This window comes from Luteimonas sp. RC10 (assembly GCF_014192745.1).
Lineage (GTDB): Bacteria > Pseudomonadota > Gammaproteobacteria > Xanthomonadales > Xanthomonadaceae > Luteimonas.
In genome coordinates this window covers 525504-547417 of sequence record NZ_JACHYJ010000002.1, presented here as the reverse complement: position 1 = coordinate 547417, position 21914 = coordinate 525504, and the positions used below count along the sequence as shown (strand labels likewise).

Here is a 21914-nt window from a genome sequence, read left to right as displayed (position 1 = left end):
GCGGTGCCACGACACGCCGGCGCGCACGCCGGCCGTGCCTCACGTCCTGATGGGAGAGATCAGATGCGCAGCCGTCCCTTGTCGATGTTGATCGCCGTGGCCCTGGTGCCGGGCACCGTGTCCGCACAAACGCCTGCACCGTCGCCTGCCGAACCACCGGAGGCCGCCCGGCCCACCGGCCAACCTACCGACATCGATGCGATCCGGGTCACCGGCTCGCTGATTCCACGTGCGCAGATCGAAGGGCCGTCGCCAGTCACCACGATCACCGCCGAGCAGATGGAGCAGCAGGGCTTCACCAACCTCTTCGACGCGTTGCGCGCGTTGCCGCAGTCCAGTGGGCCCGTCCAGGACGCGCAGAGCACTGGGACCTACACGCCCGGCGCCAAGACCGTGAGCCTGTTCGGCCTGTCGCCGAGCTACACGCTCACGCTGATCAACGGCCGGCCCGTCAACAGCTACCCGCTGGGCTACAACGGCAACACCAGCATCGTCGATATCGCCAACATCCCGATGGGCATGGTCGAGCGGGTCGATGTGCTGACCGGTGGACAATCGTCGGTCTACGGCTCGGCCGCGATCGCCGGCGTGGTCAACATCGTGCTCAAGGACCGCATCGAGGGCGCGCATGCGCGCTACCGCGTCGGCGACTACAGCGACGGCGGCGGCGAAAACCACCGACTGCAGTTCAGCGCCGGCCATGCGTTCGCGGGCTGGGATATCAGCTACGGCCTGCAGTACGAAACGCAGAAACCGATCTACGCCTTCGAGCGCGATGCCACCGACAGCGCTGCCGACAATCCGACCGGTCCGGTCGATCCGGCGCGCACGTTTCTGCGCCAGGACCTGACCGTCGGTGCGACGGGCTACATCGACCCCGGCGCGGCGACCTGCGCGCCGCTGTCGTATCTCTACGGCGGCAGCACCGAGTACGCGCTGCGCGACATCGACGGAGGCGGCCGCTACTGCGGCAGCCTGCGCAATGTCGGCACCGCTTCGCTGCTCAGCGAATCGGAGAGCGCCAGCGGCAGCCTGTTCCTGCGCCGGGCGCTCGGCGAGCACGCCGAGTTCTATACCGATGTGCTGCTCAGCTACAGCCGGCCGACCTACACCGGCGGCAGCCCGTCGTGGAACCAGAGTTTCTACAACCAGACCACCGGCCGCTACGAGCAGTGGCAGCGCATCTTCGCGCCCGAGGAAGTGGGGCTGCATGCCAAGGACCAGCGCGTCTACACCCGCAGCTACAACGTCGCGGCCGGCGTGCGCGGCACGCTGGGTGACAGCGGTTTCGACTACGACGTATATCTCAACCGCTCGGGCACCGGGGCCATCCGCAAGGCCACGGATTTCCTCGCACGCAACGGCGTCGACGACCACTACCTCGGGCCGAAGCTGGGAGTGGACGCCGCCGGGTATCCGATCCATGCCCCCGACGAGGCGGCGCTGTATCGGCCGATCACACCCGAGCAGTACGACGCCTGGAGCGCCATCAATCGCGCCAAGTCCACCGCCTGGAACCAGGGCGGTACGGCGCTGCTCACCCATGCCGAGCTGTTCACGCTGCCCGCCGGGCCCGTGGGCTTTGCGGCAATCGTGCAGGGCCAGCGCGAACGCTTCTCCAACCGTTCGCAATCGGCCGATGCGCGCGACCTGTTCCGTAACGCAGGCGGCGGCACGATCGCCCGTGGCGAGCGCGACCTCTACGCGGCCGGCGTCGAGTTCCAGGTGCCGGTGACCGGCAATTTCGACATCAACCTGTCGGGGCGCTACGACAAGTACGCGCTCGATGGTGGCGGCGGCAACGGCAAGCCAACCTGGAAAGCCGGCCTGGAGTTCCGTCCGTTCGACACCCTGCTGCTGCGCGGCAGCTACGCCACCGCATTCCGTTCGCCGGACATGTTCTACCTCTACGCGTCGGAGACCAGCGGGTTCACCACGACCACCGACGAGTACCGCTGCCGGCAGGCGGGCTACGGCGTCGACGACTACGACGCCTGCCCGCAGGCCGACCAGTCCACCCGGCATCTGGGGCAGGGCAACCGCGACCTGCGCGATATCACCGCGCGCACCTTCACCTACGGCGTGGTGTGGTCGACGCCAGGCAACGCGCTGACGATGTCGCTCGATTACAACGCGATCGAGATCGAGGACGAGGTCGAACTGCTGGGCATCGCCGACATCCTGGAGCTGGAGGCCAACTGCCGGCTGGGCGTGTCGGAGAACGGGCAGACCCGCTACGACATCGATTCGCCGACCTGTCGCGACGTGATCGGCCAGGTCCAGCGACGCCCGGACAGCGATCCGGTCGACCCCAACGGCGTCGCCGAGGTCCGCACCTATCCCATCAACCTGGCGCGACAGCGCCAGACCGGCGTGCAGGCCGCGGCCCGCTACCGCTGGAATGCGGGCAGCGTCGGTGATTTCGACTTCGATCTGGGCTACTACCGCACGCTCAGCCACGACCGCCAGCCGCAGGCCGACGACCCGGTCGAGGATCTGCTGTGTTGCGCCAACTCCAACGAGCTGCAGCACCGCACCACCGCCAGCGTCGCCTGGAACCGCGGCCCGCTGGCCGCGACGCTGTGGGGCGTGCGCAATGCGCGCAGTTGGAACGCAGCCGGCAGCGCCCGCGACATCGGGCCGTGGACGACATTCAACGGCAGCGTCTCCTACCGCTTCGGCGAGCGTTACGGGGTGCTGTTCTCGGTCAACAACATCGCCAACCGCAAGCCCCCGCTGGACCGCACCAATGGCAACTGGCCGTTCTACGACCGCGGGCTCTACAACGCGCTGGGACGCTCGTTGCAGATGGAATGGTCGATGGATCTCTAGCGCGATAACGGCGGCGCGGCGGCCCTACAATGGGCCATGGCCGATATCCTCGAGCTCCATCGCGGCACCGCGCCGCTGCTGGTCAGCCTGCCGCACGACGGCACCCGGCTGCCCGATGACCTCGCACAGCGACTCACCCCCCAAGCCCGGGCCGTGCCGGACACCGACTGGCACGTGTCCCGGTTGTACGCCTTCGCGCGCGCGCTCGGCGCCTCGATCCTGGTGCCGCGTTACTCGCGCTATGTGATCGACCTCAACCGCCCCGAGGACGACACCTCGCTGTATCCGGGGCAGAACACCACCGGGCTGTGTCCGCAGGTGCGCTTCGATGGCGGGCCGGTCTACCTGGACGGGGAAGCGCCGGACGCGGCGGAGATCGCCGCGCGGGTCGACCGCTACTGGCGGCCCTACCATGCCGCCTTGCGCGACGAGCTCGACCGCCTGCGCGCCCGCCATCGGCGCGTGGTGCTGTGGGAGGGCCACTCGATCCGCGGCACCCTGCCGTTCCTGTTCGAGGGGCGCCTGCCCGATCTCAACCTCGGCACCGCTGCCGGCACCAGCTGCAGCCTGGCGCTTGAAGCGCGGATCTCGGGCTTGCTCGAGGCCCAGTCGAACTACGAATGGGTCGCCAACGGCCGTTTCCGCGGCGGCTACATCACCCGGCACTACGCCGCGCCCGACGACGGCATCGAGGCGGTCCAGCTGGAGATCAGCCAGCGCTGCTACATGGACGAGGCCAGCTTCGCCTGGGACGCGGCCCGGGCCGCGGCGCTGCAGCCGCTTCTGCAGCGCCTGCTTCAGACCGCGATCGCCCACGCGCAGGGCAGTCGGACCGGCTGACACTTGGCGCAACCGTGACGCCCAAGGCCGCATGCTGGACGCCATGAAGCGCCCCGATGTCCTGCGCCCCCACCGGCCGATGCTGTGGCTGGTCGCGGCGGCGGTGTTCATGCAGATGCTGGACACCACGATCGTCAACACCGCGCTGCCGGCCATGGCCGCCAGTCTCGACCAGTCGCCGCTGCGGATGCAGGCGGTGGTGGTGGCCTATGCGCTGACGGTCGCGGTGCTGATCCCGGCCTCGGGCTGGCTGGCCGATCGCTTCGGCACCCGGCGCGTGTTCCTGGCTGCGATCATCGTCTTCACCCTGGGATCGCTGGCCTGTGCGCTGTCACAGACGCTGCAGGCGCTGGTCGCCTCGCGCGTGCTGCAGGGCGTGGGCGGCGCCATGTTGCTGCCGATCGGTCGGCTCGCGGTACTGCGCGCAGTGCCGCGGACCGAGTTCCTCGCCGCGATGACCTTCGTCACCGTGCCGGGCCTGATCGGACCGTTGATCGGACCATCGCTCGGTGGCTGGCTGGTCGAGGTCGCAAGCTGGCACTGGATCTTCCTGATCAACCTGCCGTTGGGCGTGGCCGGCGCATTGGCCACGCTCCGGCTGATGCCGGACCTGCGCGCGTCGGTGTCGCGCTTCGATCTGCTCGGCTACGGCCTGCTGGCCTTCGGCATGGCGGCGGTGTCGCTGTCGGTCGACGCGTTGTCGGGGCACGCGGCCCGTGGCGCGGCGCTGGTCGTGGTGCTGGTGGCCGGCTTCGGCGCGCTGGTCGCCTACTGGTTGCATGCCGCACGCGCCCCGGCGCCGCTGTTCCCACTGTCGCTGTTCCGGGTGCGGACCTTCAGCGTCGGCGTGCTCGGCAATCTGTTCGCGCGGCTGGGCAGCGGCGGCATGCCGTATCTGATCCCGCTGCTGCTGCAGGTCGGTCTGGGCGTGCCGCCGGCGCGCGCGGGCATGATGATGATCCCGGTCGTGGTCGCGGGCATGTTCTCCAAGCGCATCGTGGTGCCGCTGGTCCAGCGCTTCGGCTATCGCCAGGTGCTGGTGGTCAACACCCTGTTGACCGGGCTGGCGATGGCGAGCTTCGCGCTGGTGCAGCCGGGCCAGCCGCTATGGCTGCAGATCGTCCAGTTCGCGTGCTTCGGTGCGGTCAACTCGCTGCAGTTCACCGCGATGAACACCTTGACGCTGCGCGACCTCGACGGCGAGCACGCCAGCGCCGGCAACAGCCTGCTGTCGATGGTGATGATGCTGGCGATGAGCCTCGGGGTCGCGACCGCCGGCGGCCTGCTGGCCGCCTTCGGCGAGTCGGGTGACGGTGAGCCGGTCATCGCCGCATTCCGCTGGACGTTCGTTTGCGTCGGCGCACTGACCCTGGTGTCGGCGGGGATCTTCGCCCAACTCGGGCGCACGCGGCGCATCCCCGAGCAGGCCGTCGGCCAGGCCGATCAGGGCTGAGGCCGCCCCCGCGGGTCAGGTCGCGAGCCAGGTCGGCAGATGCATCGCCAACGGCACCGTGACCACCGCCAGCAAAGTCTGCAGCGTGATCAGCGCGGCCATCAGCGGCGCATCGCCGCCCATCTGGCGCGCCATGATGTAGGCATTGGACGCCGTCGGCAGCGCGGCATAGAAGCAACTGGCGGCCGCCACCTCCTCGCTGGCGCCGAGCAGTCGGCAGGCGAGCACCGCGACCAGCGGCAGCCCCAGCAGTTTGAGGGCCGAGGTTGCGACCAGCGCTGCCGGTCGGGAGGCCGACCATTCGAACACCAGACCGCCGCCGACGCAGACCAGGCCGAGCGCGAGCGCCGCGCCGCCGAGAATCTCCAGGCCATGGGTGAGCGCGACCGGCAGCGGCAGCCCGGAGAGATTGACCGCTGCGCCGGCGGCGGTCGCCATGATGATCGGATTGCCGGCCAAAGCGCGCGCGACCCGCCCTGGACTTGCCGGCCGTTCGCTCCAACGGGTCAGCGCCACCACCGCGATCACGTTGACCGCCGGCAGGCAGATCGCCAGCGCCAGCATCACCAGCGCAGCAGTCTCGCGCTCGAACACGACCGCGGCCACCGACAGGCCGAAGTAGGTGCTCGGCCGGGTCGCACCCTGCATCACCGAGGACCGGCTGGCATTGGGCAGGTCGCGAGCCAGTCGCAGCGCCAGCGCGGCGGCGGCGGCGAACAGCAGCGTCGGCAGCAGCGTGGCCGCGGCCAGGTCGCGCAACTGCACCGCCGAGACCACCAATTGCGCGGTATTGACGAACAACAGTGCTGGAAATGCGACGTAGAACGTGAACCATTCGATCGCCGGGAAGAAACCCTCGGGCGTGCGCGGCGAACGCCGCAGCCACACGCCGAGCAGCACCACGAGCACAACCGGGATGGTATGGGCGATCACCAGGAACACCCCAGCGTGGCGACCGGCCTAGGCATGCAGCAGTTCTGTCGAGTGGCCGTCAGACTTCCAGTGTCGCCAGGTCGCCCTTGGTCTCCAGCCACGCCTTGCGATCTCCGGCCCGCTTCTTCGCCAACAACATGTCGATCAGCGAGCGCGTCTCCAGGTCGTCGTCCACCGTCAGCTGCACCAGGCGCCGGGTATCGGGATGGATCGCCGATTCGCGCAGCTGCGAGGGATTCATCTCGCCCAGGCCCTTGAAGCGGGTGACGTTGACCTGGCCCTTGAGCTTCTCGCGCGCGATCTTCTCCAGCAGCAGGCGCTTCTCTTCCTCGTCGAGCGCGTAGAACACCTGCTTGCCCACGTCGACGCGGAACAGCGGCGGCATCGCGACGAACACATGGCCGGCCGCAACCAGCGCGGGGAAATGGCGCAGAAACAGCGCACTGAGCAGCGTGGCGATGTGCAGGCCGTCGGAGTCGGCGTCGGCCAGGATCACGACCTTGCCGTAGCGCAGCCCGGCGATGTCGTCCTTGCCCGGGTCGCAGCCGATCGCGACCGCGAGGTTGTGCACTTCCTCCGAGCCGAGCACGGTGGTGCTGGCCACTTCCCAGGTGTTGAGGATCTTGCCGCGCAGCGGCAGGATCGCCTGGAAATCCTTGTCGCGCGCCTGCTTGGCGCTGCCGCCGGCCGAGTCGCCTTCGACAAGGAACAGCTCGGTACGCGAGAGATCCTGGCTGATGCAGTCGGCCAGCTTGCCGGGCAGGGCAGGGCCCTGGGTGACCTTCTTGCGGACGATCTGCTTCTCGGTCTTCAGCCGCGCGCTCGCGCGCTCGATCGCCAGTTGCGCGATCCGCTCGCCCAGCTCGACGTGCTGGTTGAGCCATAGCGAGAACGCATCGTGCGCGGCGCCCTCGACGAAGCCGGCCGCCTGCCGAGACGACAGGCGTTCCTTGGTCTGTCCGCTGAACTGCGGGTCGGTCATCTTCAGCGACAGCACGAACGCGACGCGGTCCCAGACGTCCTCGGGCGCGAGCTTGACCCCGCGTGGCAGCAGGCTGCGGAAATCGCAGAACTCGCGCAGCGCATCGGTGAAGCCGGTGCGCAGGCCGTTGACGTGGGTGCCGTGCTGCGCGGTCGGGATCAGGTTGACGTAGCTCTCCTGGACCAGCTCGCCCTCGGGCAGCCACGCGACCGCCCAGTCGACAGTCTCGGTCTCGCGGCCCAGTCCGCCGACGAACAGGTCGGGCGGCAGCAGCTCGCGTCCCTCGAGCGCGCCGCGCAGGTAATCACGCAGGCCGTCCTCGTAGTACCACTCATCGCGCTCGCCGCTGGCCTCGTCGTGCAAGGTGACGCGCAGGCCGGGGCAGAGCACCGCCTTGGCGCGCAGCAGATGGCGCAGGGCCCGCACGCTGAACTTCGGCGAGTCGAAATACTTCGGGTCGGGCCAGAAACGCACCCGCGTGCCGGTGTTCTTGCGGCCGACGCTGCCGACCACTTCCAGCGGCGTGGCGCGATCGCCGTCGCGGAAGGTAATGCGGTGCTCGCTGCCCTCGCGCTTGATATGCACCTCGACCAGGGTCGAGAGCGCATTGACCACGCTGACGCCGACGCCGTGCAGGCCGCCGCTGAAGGTGTAGTTGCGGTTGTTGAACTTGCCGCCCGCGTGCAGCCGCGTGAGGATCAGTTCCACGCCCGGAATCTTCTCCTCGGGATGGATGTCCACCGGCATGCCGCGGCCATCGTCGGCGACCTCGCAGCTGCCATCGGCGTAGAGCCGCACTTCGATGCCGCGTGCATGCCCGGCCAGCGCCTCGTCGACCGCGTTGTCGATGACCTCCTGCGCCAGATGGTTCGGGCGCGCGGTGTCGGTGTACATGCCCGGGCGGCGCTTGACCGGGTCCAGGCCCGAGAGCACTTCGATGTCGGCGGCGTTGTAGCGGTTGTTCATGCGGTGATGCTGCGGGGAGGTCGGCGCATGGTAAAGGAATTGCCAGGGCACCGATTCGGACAGCCAACCAGGCACAAGCGCGCCACGACGCGATGTAATCGTTTTCGCATCCGTTAAGCCCGTGTGCAGCAGATGTAAGAGGCCAGTTGTTCAGTTTGAGGCTGGTCGCGCGTGGCTAGGTTGGACCCGTCGCCGCTTCCAACCGGCACGACGCGCCCCTAGGGCGCACCCATCATCGAGGTATCGCAACCGGGATCTGTCCCGCATTGGAGAACCACCCATGAAGACCCGCACCCTGCTGTTCGCTGTCGCCGCTGCCACCGCCTTCGCCGCCCCTGCCTTCGCGCAGGATGCCCAGGACGTCCAACAGCAGGTCCGCCAGGCAGAGGTCGCGGCGCAGCAGGCCGAACAGGACGCGCAGACCGCCGAGGCCGCCGCCCAGGCCGCCGAGAATGCCGCCGCCGAGACCTATGCATCCGATGCGATGAACGAGGCGCAGGATGTCGAGGACGAAGCCGGGGACGCAGCGAAGCTCGACACCGAGGCGTCCGAGCAAGCGACCGACCAGGCCGACGTGCCGGTCTGACCGGCCGGTCTCCCATTTCCAGCCCGCGAATGCCCCGGCCTGCCGGGGCATTCGCTTGTTGGGCATCGGCGCCAGCGCGGCGGCGCCGCAGCCTGTAGAATGGGGCTTTCCAGCGACCGCTGTTCTCATGACGCTCCCCACCAGCTCCATCACTCCGCTCGTATTCGTGACCGGCGGCGTGGTCTCTTCCCTCGGGAAGGGCATCGCCGCAGCGTCCCTGGCCGCCATCCTCGAAGCCCGCGGCCTGCGGGTGACGATGATGAAGCTCGATCCCTACATCAACGTCGATCCGGGCACGATGAGCCCGTTCCAGCACGGCGAGGTCTACGTGACCGACGACGGCGCCGAGACCGACCTGGACCTGGGCCACTACGAGCGCTTCATCAACGTCCGCCTCTCGGGCAAGAACTCGATCACCACCGGCAAGATCTACGAGAGCGTGATCCGCAAGGAGCGCCGCGGCGACTACCTGGGCGCGACGGTGCAGGTGATCCCGCACATCACCGATGCGATCAAGCGCGCGATCGACCAGGCCACCCAGGGCTTCGACGTGGCGCTGGTGGAGATCGGCGGCACCGTCGGCGACATCGAATCGCTGCCGTTCCTGGAGGCGATCCGCCAGATCCGTACCGACCGCGGCAGCGAGAAAGCGGTGTTCATGCACCTGACGCTGGTGCCGTTCATCGCCGCGGCCGGCGAGCTGAAGACCAAGCCCACCCAGCACTCGGTCAAGGAACTGCGCTCGATCGGCATCCAGCCCGACGTGCTGCTGTGCCGCAGCGAGCAGCCGCTGCCCGACGGCGAGCGGCGCAAGATCGCCTCGTTCACCAATGTCTCCGAGAAGGCGGTGATCTCGGCGGTCGACCTGGACAACATCCACAAGATCCCGATGTGGCTGCATGCCCAGGGTCTGGACCAGTTGATCGTCCAGCGCCTGGGCCTGGACGCCAAGGCGGCGCCGACCGCCGATCTGTCGGAGTGGCTGGACGTCGTCGACGCGGTCGAGCGCCCGCTCGACGAGGTCACGATCGCGGTCGTCGGCAAGTACGTCGACCACAAGGACGCCTACAAGTCGGTCGGCGAAGCGCTCAAGCACGGCGGCATCCGCCAGCGCACGCGAGTGAGCCTGAAGTGGATCGAGTCGCAGGACATCGAGCGCGACGGCGCGGCTGCGTGTCTGGCCGATGTCGACGGCGTGCTCGTGCCCGGCGGCTTCGGCGACCGCGGCTTCGAGGGCAAGGTGCTGGCGTCCGAGTACGCACGCACCACCGGCCTGCCGTACTTTGGCATCTGCTACGGCATGCAGGCGGCGGTGGTCGACGTGGCCCGCAATCTCGCCGGGCTCGAAGGCGCCAACAGCACCGAGAACGACCGCCAGTCGCCGCACCCGGTGATCGGCCTGATCACCGAGTGGCGCACCCAGTCCGGCGAGCTCGAGCGGCGCAGCGAGGCCAGCGACCTGGGCGGCACGATGCGCCTGGGCCTGCAGGAACAGCGGCTCAAGCCCGGCACCCGCGCCCGTGCGCTGTACGGCAAGGACATTGTCGGCGAGCGTCACCGCCATCGCTACGAGTTCAACAACCGTTACCGCACCCAGCTCGAGGACGCGGGCCTGGTGATCTCGGCCAAGTCGATGGACGACCTGCTGGTCGAGATGATCGAGCTGCCCGACCACCCGTGGTTCATCGCCTGCCAGGCGCACCCCGAATTCCTGTCCACGCCGCGCACCGGCCACCCGCTGTTCATCGGCTTCATCCGCGCCGCGCGCGAGAAGAAGGCCGGCGGCAAGCTGCTCAAGGAAGCGCAGGCGTGAGGCGATTGGCCTTGTTCGCAGTGGTGCTCCCCGCTGCACTGCTGGTCAGTTGCGCGGATGACGAAGCTTCAGATCCTCCCAAGTCGGATCAAGCGGCTGATGTCGCTGCTGCATCGGTCAACGAATCGGCGGCCCCCGTCAGACGCGGCGTGATCAAGGTCGAGGAAGAAGGCGCCGTGCGCTGGATCATCGACGAGGTTTCGCAAACGCCTGTCGAGGTCGCTGGAGCGGGTTTCGATCGGATGCAAGGCCTGGCGCCGGGTCGCGGTGGATTCAGCTTTGAGGTGCCGGGTTGCCCGCGCCTTGAGTTCGAGAATCCGGGAACCGCGTGCTATGTGTTGATGGATCCCCCGCTATTGAACGACGAGCATTGCCCCCTTCATGAGATCGCCACGATCTCGACGGGCGATTGCTGGCAGTTGGAGGAAAACTGATGAAACTGTGTGGCTTCGACGTCGGTCTCGACCGGCCGTTCTTCCTGATTGCCGGGCCCTGCGTGATCGAGAGCGAGCAGTTGCAGCTCGATGTCGCCGGCCAGCTCAAGGAGATCACCGGTGCACTGGGCATCCCCTTCATCTTCAAGTCCAGCTTCGACAAGGCCAACCGCACCTCCGGCACCAGCTTCCGCGGCCCGGGGATGGAAGAGGGGCTGCGGGTGCTGGCCGAGGTCAAGCGGCAGATCGGTGTGCCGGTGCTCACCGATGTCCACGAGTACACGCCGATGGACGAGGTCGCCAGCGTTGTCGACGTGCTGCAGACGCCGGCCTTTCTGGTACGCCAGACCGACTTCATCAAGAAGGTCTGCAGCGCTGGCAAGCCGGTCAACATCAAGAAGGGCCAGTTCCTCTCGCCGTGGGACATGAAGTCGGTCGTCGAGAAGGCGAAGTCCACCGGCAACGACGCGATCATGGTCTGTGAGCGCGGTGCGAGCTTCGGCTACAACAACCTGGTCTCGGACATGCGCTCGCTTGCTGTGATGCGCGACACCGGCTGCCCGGTCGTGTTCGACGCGACCCATTCGGTGCAGTTGCCCGGCGGGCAGGGCACATCCAGCGGCGGTCAGCGCGAGTTCGTGCCGGTGCTCGCGCGGGCGGCAGTCGCGGTCGGCGTCGCGGGCGTGTTCATGGAGACCCACCCGCGTCCGGCCGAAGCGCTCAGCGACGGCCCCAATGCCTGGCCGCTGGACCGGATGCGCGCGCTGCTGGAGACCATGCTCGAGCTCGACGCGATCACCAAGCGCCACGGCCTGCTCGAAACCGAACTCTGAGCCGCCCGGCACGGACCGAAGGCGCGGACAGGCGGATCTAAGGGGCCCGCCGCGTCCCGCGCCATCGGCGGACCTCTGCGGCCACAATGCGTTTCCCCTGAATTCTCCGTCCAACACGACACAGCGAGCCCATGACCACAATCGCCAAGATCCACGCCCGTGAAATCCTCGATTCGCGTGGCAACCCGACCCTGGAAGCGGAAGTCACCCTGGCCGATGGCAGCTTCGGCCGCGCGATGGTGCCCTCGGGCGCATCGACCGGTGCCCGCGAGGCCGTGGAGCTGCGCGACGGCGACCGCACCCGCTACCTGGGCAAGGGCGTGACCAAGGCGGTGGCCAACGTCAACGGCGCGATCGCGGAGGCGCTGGCCGGCTTCGACGCGGCCGACCAGGCCGGGCTGGACAAGCGGCTGATCGACCTCGACGGCACCGAGAACAAGGGCCGGCTGGGCGCGAACGCGCTGTTGGGCGTGTCGCTGGCGAACGCCCACGCGCTGGCCGCTTCGAAGAAGGTGCCACTGTGGAAGCACCTGGCCGGCGACCGCGCACCGGTGCTGCCGGTGCCGATGATGAACATCATCAATGGCGGCGCGCATGCCGACAACAATGTCGACTTCCAGGAATTCATGGTCCTGCCGGTCGGCTTTTCGAGCTTCTCCGAGTCGCTGCGCGCCGGCACCGAGATCTTCCACGCGCTCAAGTCGGTGCTCAAGGGCCACGGTCTGAGCACGGCGGTGGGCGACGAGGGCGGCTTCGCTCCGGACTTCCGCAGCAACGTCGAGGCGCTCGACACCATCCTCGAGGCGATCGGCAAGGCCGGCTACGCCGCGGGCGAGGACGTGCTGCTGGGCCTGGACGTGGCCTCGAGCGAGTTCCACGACAACGGCAAGTACCACCTGGTGGGCGAGGGCAAGCGCCTGAGCGGTGAGCAGTTCGTCGACTTCCTCGCCGACTGGGCCGCGCAGTACCCGATCGTCACGATCGAGGACGGCATGGCCGAGGACGATTGGGCGGGCTGGAAGCTGCTGACCGAGCGCATCGGCCAGAAGGTGCAACTGGTCGGCGACGATCTGTTCGTGACCAACCCGCGCATCTTCAAGGAAGGCATCGACTCGCAGACCGCGAACGCCATCCTGATCAAGGTCAACCAGATCGGCACGCTGAGCGAAACCCTCGAGGCGATCGCGATGGCCGACGCGGCGGGCTATGCGGCGATCGTGTCGCATCGCTCCGGCGAGACCGAGGACACGACGATCGCCGATATCGCGGTCGCGACCACCGCCACGCAGATCAAGACCGGCTCGCTGTGCCGCAGCGACCGTGTCGCCAAGTACAACCAGTTGCTGCGGATCGAGGAGGCGCTGGGCGGACAGGCCCGTTACGCCGGCCGCGACGCGTTCGTCTCGCTCAAGCGCTGATCCCGGGCCACCGCCATGCGCGCCATCCTCGTCGTCCTGCTGATGCTGAGCGTCCTGCTGGGCTGGTTGCAGTACAGGCTGTGGTACGGCGTTGGCGGGACGACGCAGGTCGAGGAGTTGCGTGCGCGGGTTGAGGCGCAGGCCCGGCAGAACGAGGGCCTGCAGCAGCGCAATGACGCGCTGGCCGCCGAGGTCGCCGACCTGAAATCCGGCGAAGCCGCGATCGAGGAACGCGCGCGCGGCGAGTTGGGCATGATCAAGCCCGGTGAGACCTTCTACCGGGTGGTCGACGATGCGCGGGTGGCGCCGTTGCCGGCTGAGCACACGGCCGCCCCGGACGCGCAGGAAGGAGAGGCCCGGTGATCGCCGAGCCCGCACGCGGTGGGCTGTGGGCCATCGTGCCTGCCGCTGGCCGTGGCACGCGCTTCGGCGGCGACGTGCCCAAGCAGTACCTGGAGGTCGGGGGACGCAGCGTGCTGGCGCATACGCTGGCGTGCCTGGCCGGCCACCCGGGCGTGGCCGGCATCGTGCTGGTGCTGGCCGCCAGCGATGCCGTGGATCTCGACGGGCTGCGGGCCGGGCTGGGCGACACACCGCTGCTGCGTGCCGACGGCGGCGACAGCCGCGCCGACTCGGTGCTCGCCGGACTGCACGCGCTGCCCGACACCGTGCGCGCGGACGACTTCGTGCTCGTCCATGACGCGGCGCGGCCGAACCTCGCCGCCGCCGACCTCGACGCCTTGCTCGAGCGCGGGCGCACCGATCCGGTCGGCGCCATTCTTGCCGCGCCGGTGCGCGACACCCTCAAGCGGGCCGGCGACGATGGCGGCATCGACGGCACCGAGCCGCGCGAGCGGCTGTGGCGCGCGTTGACCCCCCAGCTGTTCCGCCGCCTGCAACTGGGGCGTGCGCTTGAAGCCGCGCATGCGGCCGGTGTCACCGTGACCGACGAGGCGATGGCGATGGAGCGCCAGGGGGCCCGCCCGCTGCTGGTCGAGGGCCGCGACGACAACTTCAAGATCACCACCCCGGCCGACCTGGCCCGCTTCGCTTTCGAGCTCTCGCAGCGCAGCTGAGGCCGCGCCCGCGCGGCGCTGCACGCGCTCGGCGCTTGTCTTGTCGGCGAACCATGGCAAGCTGCGGCCCCCTTCTGCGCAGGTGCCCGCCATGTCCGACACGCCCCGTTTCCGCATCGGCCAGGGCTTCGACGTCCACGCGTTCGGCGACGGCGACCACGTGATGATCGGTGGCGTGCGCGTGCCGCACGTGCGTGGGGTGCTCGCCCACAGCGACGGCGACGTCGCGCTGCACGCCCTGTGCGATGCGATGCTCGGCGCGCTGGCGCTGGGCGACATCGGCGTGCATTTCCCGCCCAGCGACGACCGCTGGAAAGGCGCCGACAGCCGCGCGCTGCTGCGGCATTGCAACGCGCTGCTGGGCGAACGCGGCTGGCGGGTCGGCAATGCCGACGTCACCGTGATCTGCGAGCGGCCGAAGGTCGGCCCGCACGCGCAGGCGATGCGCGAGGCGATCGCCGCGGACCTTGGAATCGCGCTGGACTGCGTCAGCGTCAAGGCCACGACCAGCGAAACGCTCGGCTTCACCGGACGCGGCGAAGGCATCGCCGCGCAGGCCGCCTGCCTGCTCGTCGCTGCGTGAGCGCGCCCGCGCTGCCGCGCGCCCATGGCGAGACGGCGTTGTCGGCGACGATCCGCCAGGACGCCGAGGATTTCCGGGTCGACGAGCTTGACGCCTTCGCGCCTTCCGGCAGCGGCGAACATTTACTGCTGACGATCGAAAAGCGCGGCATGAACACCGCCTTCGTCGCCCGGCTACTCGCGCAGTGGGCCGGCGTCGACGAGCGTGCGGTCGGCTTCGCCGGGCTCAAGGACCGCCACGCGTTGACCACCCAGCGCTTCACCGTGCAGTTGCCCGGCCGCGAGGATCCGGACATCGCGGCACTGGAGGCGATGGGCGAGGGGGCCGGCCAGGGGCTGCGGGTGCTCGCGACATCGCGGCATGCGCGCAAGCTGCCGCGCGGTGCGCTGGCCGGCAATCGCTTCGCACTGACCCTGCGCGATGTGGCCGGCGACCGCGCGGCGATCGAGACCCGGCTGCGTACGATCGCTGCCGACGGCGTGCCCAACTATTTCGGCGAGCAGCGCTTCGGCCATGGTGGCGGCAATGTCGACAAGGCGCTGGCCTTCTTCGCCGCGCCGCGTCGCCGACTGGGCCGGGAGCAGCGTGCGCTGTTGCTGTCCTCGGCGCGCTCGGCGCTGTTCAACCAAGTGCTGGCAGCGCGCGTAACCGCCGGTACCTGGGCGACCGGCTGCGAGGGCGAAGTGTGGATGCTCGACGGCAGCCGCAGCGTGTTCGGCCCCGAGCCGTGGAGCGAGACGCTGGCTGCGCGGGTCGCTGCGCACGATATCCATCCGACCGGGCCGCTGTGGGGCCGGGGCGAGCCACGGGCGGTCGGGGCCGCCCGCGAGATCGAGCTCGCGGCGCTGGCCGACGCGCGCGCGCTGGCGCTGCGCGAGGGGCTCGAGCGTGCCGGCCTATCCCAGGAGCGCCGCGCGACCCGCCTGCTGCCCGGTGCGCTGTCCTGGACCTGGCAGGGGGAGGCCGTGCTGCAGGTGGCATTCGCGCTGCCGCCGGGTTGCTACGCCACCGTGGTGCTCGCCGAACTGGGCTTGATCGCCAACGCCGCCGTGCCGCGGCCCCTGTCGCCGAGTGCGATCGACTAGGACGCCTGTAGGGGCTTGCTCAGGCCCTGGTTAGTAGTAATACTACTCACCATGGACCTGTCGCCGACCCAGCACGCGATCCTCGACATGATCGCCGACCGCATCGAGCACGAGGGCATGCCGCCTTCGCAGACCGAGATCGCCCGCGCCTTCGGATTCAGCGGCGTCCGCGCCGCGCAGTACCACCTCGATGCACTCGAGGCCGCCGGCGCCATCGAACGACTGCCCGGCCGTGCACGCGGCATCCGTCTGCGGGTCGCGCCGCAGCCTGCGGCGCTGGCGGAAGTCGTGTCCGGCGACGCGCTGCGATTGCCGGTGCTCGGACAGGTCGCGGCCGGCACGCCGATCGGCGCCCACGCCCCCGACGACATGCCCACCCCGGACGACTACATCGTCCTGGACCGCGTGCTGTTCTCGCCGTCGCCCGACTACCTGCTCAAGGTCAAGGGCGATTCGATGCGCGATGAAGGCATCTTCGAGGGCGACCTGATCGGCGTACACCGCACGCGCGACGCGCAATCGGGCCAGATCGTCGTCGCCCGGCTCGATGACGCGATCACCGTCAAGCTGCTGAAGATCGGCAAGGACCGGATCCGCCTGCTGCCGCGCAATCCCGACTACGCCCCGATCGAGGTACTGCCCGACCAGGATTTCGCGATCGAGGGCCTGTACTGCGGCCTCGTCAGGCCGAACCGGTGACGGTCGCCCGATGAGCCGGACGCCGTCCGGTGGCCGACGGGGCGTTCCCCGAGGCGCAAGCGCGGACTCCCCCGCTGATCTGCGCGCCGATGGCGGCGCAGGATCGAGATCACCGCATCGCGTCGCAGCCTGTGCGATCCAGGCCTGCGACGATGCCTCCAACTTCCCGGAACACGAATGACAAGGACCACCACGATGGACGAGAACAAGAAGCGCGCGCTCGCGGCCGCCCTGGGCCAGATCGAGAAGCAGTTCGGCAAGGGCTCGGTGATGCGCATGGGCGACGGCACCGCCGAGGCGGCCGAGGTCATCGGTACCGGCTCGCTGCAGCTCGACCTCGCGCTCGGCATCGGCGGCCTGCCTAAGGGCCGGGTGGTCGAGATCTACGGGCCCGAGTCGTCGGGCAAGACCACGTTGACGCTGCAGACGATCGCCCAGTGCCAGAAGGCCGGCGGCACCGCGGCGTTCATCGACGCCGAGCACGCACTCGACCCCAGCTACGCCACCAAGCTCGGCGTCAATCTCGACGACCTGCTGGTGTCGCAGCCCGATACCGGCGAGCAGGCGCTGGAGATCGCCGACATGCTGGTGCGCTCCAACGCCGTCGACATGGTGGTCGTCGACTCGGTCGCCGCACTCACGCCCAAGGCCGAGATCGAAGGCGAGATGGGCGATCAGCTGCCCGGCCTGCAGGCGCGCCTGATGAGCCAGGCGCTGCGCAAGCTCACCGGCAACATTAAGCGCAGCAACTGCATGGTGATCTTCATCAACCAGTTGCGCATGAAGATCGGCATCATGATGCCGGGCCAGAGCCCGGAAACCACCACCGGCGGGAACGCGCTGAAGTTCTACGCCTCAGTCCGCCTGGACATCCGCCGCATCGGCGCGATCAAGAAGGGCGACGAGATCATCGGCAACCAGACGCGCATCAAGGTCGTCAAGAACAAGATGGCGCCGCCGTTCAAGCAGATCGTCACCGAGATCCTCTACGGCGAGGGCATCAGCCGCGAGGGCGAACTGATCGACATGGGCGTGGAAGCCAAGCTGGTCGACAAGGCCGGTGCCTGGTACAGCTGCGGCGACGAGCGCATCGGCCAGGGCAAGGAGAACGCGCGCCAGTACCTCAAGGACAACCCGGAAGTCGCCGCCCGGCTCGAGGCCGCGCTGCGCGAGCGGCTGATGCCGGCGGTTGTGGCGGCAGGCGATGGCGAAGACGCCGCCGACGACTGAGGCCGGGGCTGCCGAGGCCCGGTTGGCGTCCGGCATCGGGGACCGTGACGGTCTCGTGCCGGACATTGGGTGCGGCAGTACGTTGGCGGCCGACGAGGGCGATGCGGTCGAGGCCGCACCCCCGCGTCGGCGCGGCCGCCAGATGACGCCTGCGCAACGGGCGCTGTCGTTGCTGGTGCGGCGCGAGCATTCGCAGCTGGAGCTGCGACGCAAGCTGGTGGCCAAGGGCGTCGAGACCGAGGACGCGGACGCCGCGGTCGAGCGGATGACCCGCGAGGGCTGGCAGGACGATGCCCGGTTCGCGGTCAGTCTGGCCCGTTCGCGCGCGGGCAACGGCTACGGACCGCTGCGCATCGAGGCCGAACTGGCGATGCACCAGCTCGATTCGGCGCAGGTCGCGGCCGCATTCGACGCGCTGGACGAGGATGGCGAGGGCGACTGGGAGGCACGGGCCTGCGACCTGCTGGCCCGACGCTACGACGGGGCCGCGCTGGAGGCCGATCCCGCGCTCCGGCGCAAGGCCGTGGATTTCCTGCTCCGGCGCGGGTTCGGCGGTGAGCTCGCCTATGCGGCGGTCCGGCGCCTGCGCGAGCGCTGAATCGCCGGCCGTGCCAATGGAGCCCGGGCGGACGGCTGGGCCAACGCGGGCGATCGGCCTGCTAATCTTGCCGTTCTTGGGCGCGAGTTCCGGACCGGCCCCGCCAACGGCGGTGATTCCCGGCCTGGGGCATGCCCGTCCCGTCACGCCAGGCACATGACCACGCACAGTTCCACGACCGCGCAGATCCGCAGCGACTTCATCGAGTTCTTCCGCAGCAAGGGCCACACCATCGTGCCGTCGGCGCCCCTGGTGCCGGGCAACGATCCCACGCTGCTGTTCACCAACTCCGGCATGGTGCAGTTCAAGGACGTGTTCCTGGGTGCGGAGAAGCGCAGCTATGTGCGTGCGGCCGACGTGCAGCGCTGCCTGCGTGCGGGCGGCAAGCACAACGATCTCGATGCGGTGGGCTATACCGCGCGTCACCACACGTTCTTCGAGATGCTCGGCAACTGGTCGTTCGGCGACTACTTCAAGAAGGATGCGATCGCCTGGGCCTGGGAGCTGCTGACCCAGGTCTGGAAGCTCCCGGCCGAACGCCTGCTGGTCACTGTCTATCACACCGACGACGAGGCCTACGCGCTGTGGCGCGACATGGTCGGAGTGCCGGAGGACCGCATCGTCCGCATCGGCGACAACAAGGGCGCGCCGTTCGCGTCGGACAATTTCTGGCAGATGGCCGACACCGGCCCCTGCGGTCCGTGCACCGAGATCTTCTACGATCATGGCGACCATATCGCCGGTGGCCCGCCGGGCTCGCCGGACGAGGACGGCGATCGCTTCATCGAGATCTGGAACTTGGTGTTCATGCAGTTCGATCGCCAGGCCGACGGCACGCTGGCGCCGCTGCCTGCGCCGTGTGTCGACACCGGCATGGGCCTGGAGCGCCTGGCGGCGATCCTGCAGGGCGTGCACAGCAACTACGAGATCGATCTGTTTCAGGCGCTGATCCGCAAGGCCGCCGAACTCACCGGCACCGCGGACCTGGAGAACAAGTCGCTGCGCGTGATCGCCGACCACATCCGCGCCTGCAGCTTCCTGATCGTCGACGGTGTGCTGCCGTCCAACGAGGGCCGCGGCTACGTGCTGCGCCGGATCATCCGCCGGGCGTTGCGCCACGGCTGGATGCTGGGCGTGCGTCAGCCGTTCTTCCACGCGATGGTGGACACGCTCGATGCGGCCATGGGCGAGGCGTATCCGGAGTTGCGCGACAAGCGCACGCTGGTCGAACGCGCACTGCGCGCCGAAGAGGAGCGCTTTGCCGAAACGCTCGATGCCGGCATGCGCATCTTCGACGAGGTCGCCGCCCGCAGCCAAGGCGCGATTCCCGGCGAGGACGCGTTCCGGCTCTACGACACCTATGGCTTCCCGCTCGACCTGACCGCCGACATCGCGCGCGAGCGCGGGCTGGAGGTCGACATGGCCGGCTTCGACGCCGCGATGCAGCGCCAGCGCGAGACCGCGCGCGCGGCCGGACGCTTCGCATCGGGCACGGCGCTGCCGGCCGAACTGGTTGCGCAGCTCTCGCCGACCGCGTTCGTCGGCTACGACGCGACGCAGGCGGACGGCCTGGAAGTCGTCGCGCTGCTCAAGGACGGCCGCCCGGTCGATGCGATCGAGGCCGGTGACGAGGCGGTGGTGATCCTGGACCGCACGCCGTTCTATGGCGAGTCGGGCGGGCAGGTCGGCGACACCGGCGTGCTCGAGGCCGAAGGGGCGCGCTTCGAGGTCGGCGACACGCAGAAGCTCGCCGGTCAATTCCATGGCCACCTGGGCCGGCTTGCCGGCGGCGCGCTGCGGCGCGGCGACCGTGTGCATGGCGTGGTGGATGCCGAGCGTCGCGGCACGATCGTGCTCAACCACAGTGCGACGCACCTGCTGCATGGCGCATTGCGCGACCTGCTTGGTACCCACGTTGCGCAGAAGGGCTCGTTGGTCGCGCCCGAGCGGCTGCGCTTCGACTTCTCGCACTTCCAGCCGGTGGCCGCCGACGAACTCGCCGAGATCGAGCGCCGGGTCAACGTCGAGGTCCGGGCGAATCATCCGGTCTCGATCGAACAGATGGACATGCAGGCCGCACTCGACGCCGGCGCGATGGCGCTGTTCGGCGAGAAGTACGGCGAGCGCGTCCGCGTGGTCACGATGGGCGAGTCGGTCGAGCTGTGCGGCGGGACCCACGTCGACCGGACGGGCCGCATCGGACTGTTCAAGCTGGTGTCCGAGGGTGGTGTGTCGGCTGGCGTGCGCCGGATCGAGGCGCTGACCGGCCAGGCGGCACTCGACCATGTGCGCGCCGAGGAGGACCGCCTGCGGCAGGCCGCGGGGCTGCTGGGCGGCACCGGTGCAGAGGTCGGCGAGCGGCTGCGGGCGCTGCTCGACCGGCAGAAGCAACTCGAGCGCGAGCTCGATGCGCTCAAGGCCAAGGCGGCCAGCGGTGCAACGGCCGACCTCGGTGCAGGTGCGGTTGATGTTGGTGGTATCAAAGTGGTGGCCGCACGCGTCGAGGGACTCGATGCGAAGGCGCTGCGCGATGCGGTCGATCGGCTCAAGCAGCAGTTGGGCGATGCGGTCATCGTGCTCGCCGGCGCCAGCGATGGGCGGGCGGCGCTGGTCGCGGGTGTGGCGGGCAGTGCGAGCGGTCGCGTCAAGGCCGGCGAACTGCTGTCGGAGATCGCAGGACGGATCGGTGGCAAGGGCGGTGGACGCCCGGATTTGGCGCAGGGCGGCGGCGAGGATGGCCCCGCATTGCGGTCGGCACTGGCCGATGTCGAGGCCTGGGTTGGGGCGCGGATCGGATAAGCGCACGCTAAACACGTTTCGGACCCGGTTGACCAGCCGCGTTCGAGACGACATCCTTCACGGTTCAATTGGTCTGTAATCGGTTCCCAAGGTCGAGAACGGTCCGAATTGCAGGCCACGCCGGTGGGGCGTTCCACGCCGGCCTCAGGAGATTTCTATGTTGATTCTGACCCGTCGCGTCGGTGAGACGTTGATGATTGGGGACTCGGTCTCGGTGACGGTACTGGGCGTGAAGGGCAATCAGGTGCGCATCGGCATCACTGCCCCCAAGGATGTCGCCGTCCACCGCGAGGAGATCTATCAGCGGATCCATCGTGGCGAAGGTGTCGACGCACAGGCCGATGTGGGCGAGGATTTGCCGCAAGCGCGGTGAGTCGGTATCCTTCGCACCGCGTCGAGCAATTGATCGCATGACGTGATGCTTCGGAGAGTTGCCCGAGAGGCCGAAGGGGCTCCCCTGCTAAGGGAGTATGGGGTCAAAAGCTCCATCGAGGGTTCGAATCCCTCACTCTCCGCCATTGCCTGGATTTCCGACGTCGGCAACACCGACGAAAGAAAAAAATCTTCGCAAAGGCATTGACGGAATTTCGCTTTACCTGCAAAATTCCGCTCCTGTTCAAGGCGCCCGTAGCTCAGTTGGATAGAGCACCAGGCTACGAACTTGGGGGTCGGAGGTTCGAATCCTTCCGGGCGCGCCAGAACAAACAGAGAAGCCGACGAGAGATCGTCGGCTTTTTTGTTGCCTGTTGTTTCG

19 protein-coding genes and 2 tRNA genes are annotated in these 21914 nt (G+C 68.8%); 19 read left to right on the top strand and 2 right to left on the bottom strand.

Annotated features, from left to right (window positions below; all coding sequences use genetic code 11):
- Positions 1-63 precede the first annotated feature (63 nt).
- The 3 genes from FHW73_RS06290 to mdtD are packed head-to-tail and all read left to right on the top strand — an operon-like array spanning position 64 to position 5125.
- Complete coding sequence (locus FHW73_RS06290; protein WP_183425845.1) at positions 64-2832, top strand: TonB-dependent receptor; 2769 nt, start codon at positions 64-66, stop codon at positions 2830-2832.
- 36 nt (positions 2833-2868) lie between these two features.
- Positions 2869-3672: an N-formylglutamate deformylase gene (gene hutG, locus FHW73_RS06285; RefSeq protein WP_183425844.1), complete on the top strand. Its 804-nt coding sequence runs from the start codon at positions 2869-2871 to the stop codon at positions 3670-3672.
- Between the two features lie 43 nt (positions 3673-3715).
- Complete coding sequence (mdtD, locus tag FHW73_RS06280; protein WP_183425843.1) at positions 3716-5125, top strand: multidrug transporter subunit MdtD; 1410 nt, start codon at positions 3716-3718, stop codon at positions 5123-5125.
- A 15-nt stretch (positions 5126-5140) separates the two neighbouring features.
- Here mdtD and FHW73_RS17560 read toward each other — a convergent pair whose 3' ends face one another.
- Both FHW73_RS17560 and parE read right to left on the bottom strand, forming a co-directional pair.
- On the bottom strand, positions 5141-6058 hold the full coding sequence (locus tag FHW73_RS17560; RefSeq protein ID WP_183425842.1) for an AEC family transporter: 918 nt from the start codon (positions 6056-6058) through the stop codon (positions 5141-5143).
- Between the two features lie 58 nt (positions 6059-6116).
- A complete protein-coding gene (parE, locus tag FHW73_RS06270) occupies positions 6117-8006 on the bottom strand; it encodes a DNA topoisomerase IV subunit B (RefSeq protein ID WP_183425841.1) in 1890 nt (629 codons plus the stop codon).
- 280 nt (positions 8007-8286) lie between these two features.
- On the opposite strand from parE, the gene FHW73_RS06265 reads away from it, so the two are divergent.
- From FHW73_RS06265 to FHW73_RS06190, 16 genes are all read left to right on the top strand, one after another.
- On the top strand, positions 8287-8592 hold the full coding sequence (locus tag FHW73_RS06265; protein ID WP_183425840.1) for a hypothetical protein: 306 nt from the start codon (positions 8287-8289) through the stop codon (positions 8590-8592).
- A gap of 148 nt (positions 8593-8740) precedes the next feature.
- Complete coding sequence (locus FHW73_RS06260) at positions 8741-10405, top strand: CTP synthase (RefSeq protein ID WP_183425992.1); 1665 nt, start codon at positions 8741-8743, stop codon at positions 10403-10405.
- An 11-nt stretch (positions 10406-10416) separates the two neighbouring features.
- Positions 10417-10839, top strand: a complete 423-nt coding sequence (locus FHW73_RS06255) for a hypothetical protein (RefSeq protein ID WP_183425839.1) — start codon at positions 10417-10419, stop codon at positions 10837-10839.
- Positions 10839-11672, top strand: a complete 834-nt coding sequence (gene kdsA / locus FHW73_RS06250; protein WP_183425838.1) for a 3-deoxy-8-phosphooctulonate synthase — start codon at positions 10839-10841, stop codon at positions 11670-11672. Before FHW73_RS06255 ends, kdsA begins: the two co-directional genes overlap by 1 nt.
- Before the next feature lie 131 nt (positions 11673-11803).
- The gene (gene eno / locus FHW73_RS06245) at positions 11804-13090 is read left to right on the top strand and encodes a phosphopyruvate hydratase (protein ID WP_183425837.1); all 1287 of its coding nucleotides are present in this window, start codon (positions 11804-11806) and stop codon (positions 13088-13090) included.
- A gap of 15 nt (positions 13091-13105) precedes the next feature.
- On the top strand, positions 13106-13453 hold the full coding sequence (gene ftsB / locus FHW73_RS06240; RefSeq protein WP_183425836.1) for a cell division protein FtsB: 348 nt from the start codon (positions 13106-13108) through the stop codon (positions 13451-13453).
- Positions 13453-14166: a 2-C-methyl-D-erythritol 4-phosphate cytidylyltransferase gene (gene ispD / locus FHW73_RS06235; protein WP_183425991.1), complete on the top strand. Its 714-nt coding sequence runs from the start codon at positions 13453-13455 to the stop codon at positions 14164-14166. Before ftsB ends, ispD begins: the two co-directional genes overlap by 1 nt.
- A gap of 91 nt (positions 14167-14257) precedes the next feature.
- Positions 14258-14749: a 2-C-methyl-D-erythritol 2,4-cyclodiphosphate synthase gene (gene ispF, locus FHW73_RS06230; protein WP_183425835.1), complete on the top strand. Its 492-nt coding sequence runs from the start codon at positions 14258-14260 to the stop codon at positions 14747-14749.
- Positions 14746-15834 (top strand): tRNA pseudouridine(13) synthase TruD, encoded by a 1089-nt coding sequence (truD, locus tag FHW73_RS06225; protein WP_183425834.1) that lies wholly within the window; start codon positions 14746-14748, stop codon positions 15832-15834. The genes ispF and truD overlap by 4 nt, the downstream gene beginning before the upstream one ends.
- 51 nt (positions 15835-15885) lie before the next feature.
- Positions 15886-16533 (top strand): transcriptional repressor LexA, encoded by a 648-nt coding sequence (lexA, locus tag FHW73_RS06220; protein WP_183425833.1) that lies wholly within the window; start codon positions 15886-15888, stop codon positions 16531-16533.
- A 195-nt stretch (positions 16534-16728) separates the two neighbouring features.
- Positions 16729-17763 (top strand): recombinase RecA, encoded by a 1035-nt coding sequence (gene recA / locus FHW73_RS06215; RefSeq protein WP_183425990.1) that lies wholly within the window; start codon positions 16729-16731, stop codon positions 17761-17763.
- Positions 17764-17905: 142 nt separating this feature from the next.
- Positions 17906-18361 carry a regulatory protein RecX gene (locus FHW73_RS06210; protein WP_183425989.1) on the top strand — a complete coding sequence of 152 codons (456 nt, stop codon included), beginning with the start codon at positions 17906-17908 and terminating at the stop codon, positions 18359-18361.
- A gap of 156 nt (positions 18362-18517) precedes the next feature.
- On the top strand, positions 18518-21160 hold the full coding sequence (gene alaS / locus FHW73_RS06205) for an alanine--tRNA ligase (RefSeq protein ID WP_183425832.1): 2643 nt from the start codon (positions 18518-18520) through the stop codon (positions 21158-21160).
- A 157-nt stretch (positions 21161-21317) separates the two neighbouring features.
- Entirely contained in the window at positions 21318-21533 is a 216-nt protein-coding gene (gene csrA / locus FHW73_RS06200; protein WP_183425831.1) for a carbon storage regulator CsrA, read from the top strand.
- A gap of 52 nt (positions 21534-21585) precedes the next feature.
- Positions 21586-21678: transfer RNA gene (locus tag FHW73_RS06195), tRNA-Ser, on the top strand.
- 103 nt (positions 21679-21781) lie between these two features.
- Positions 21782-21858: transfer RNA gene (locus tag FHW73_RS06190), tRNA-Arg, on the top strand.
- Positions 21859-21914 lie beyond the last annotated feature (56 nt).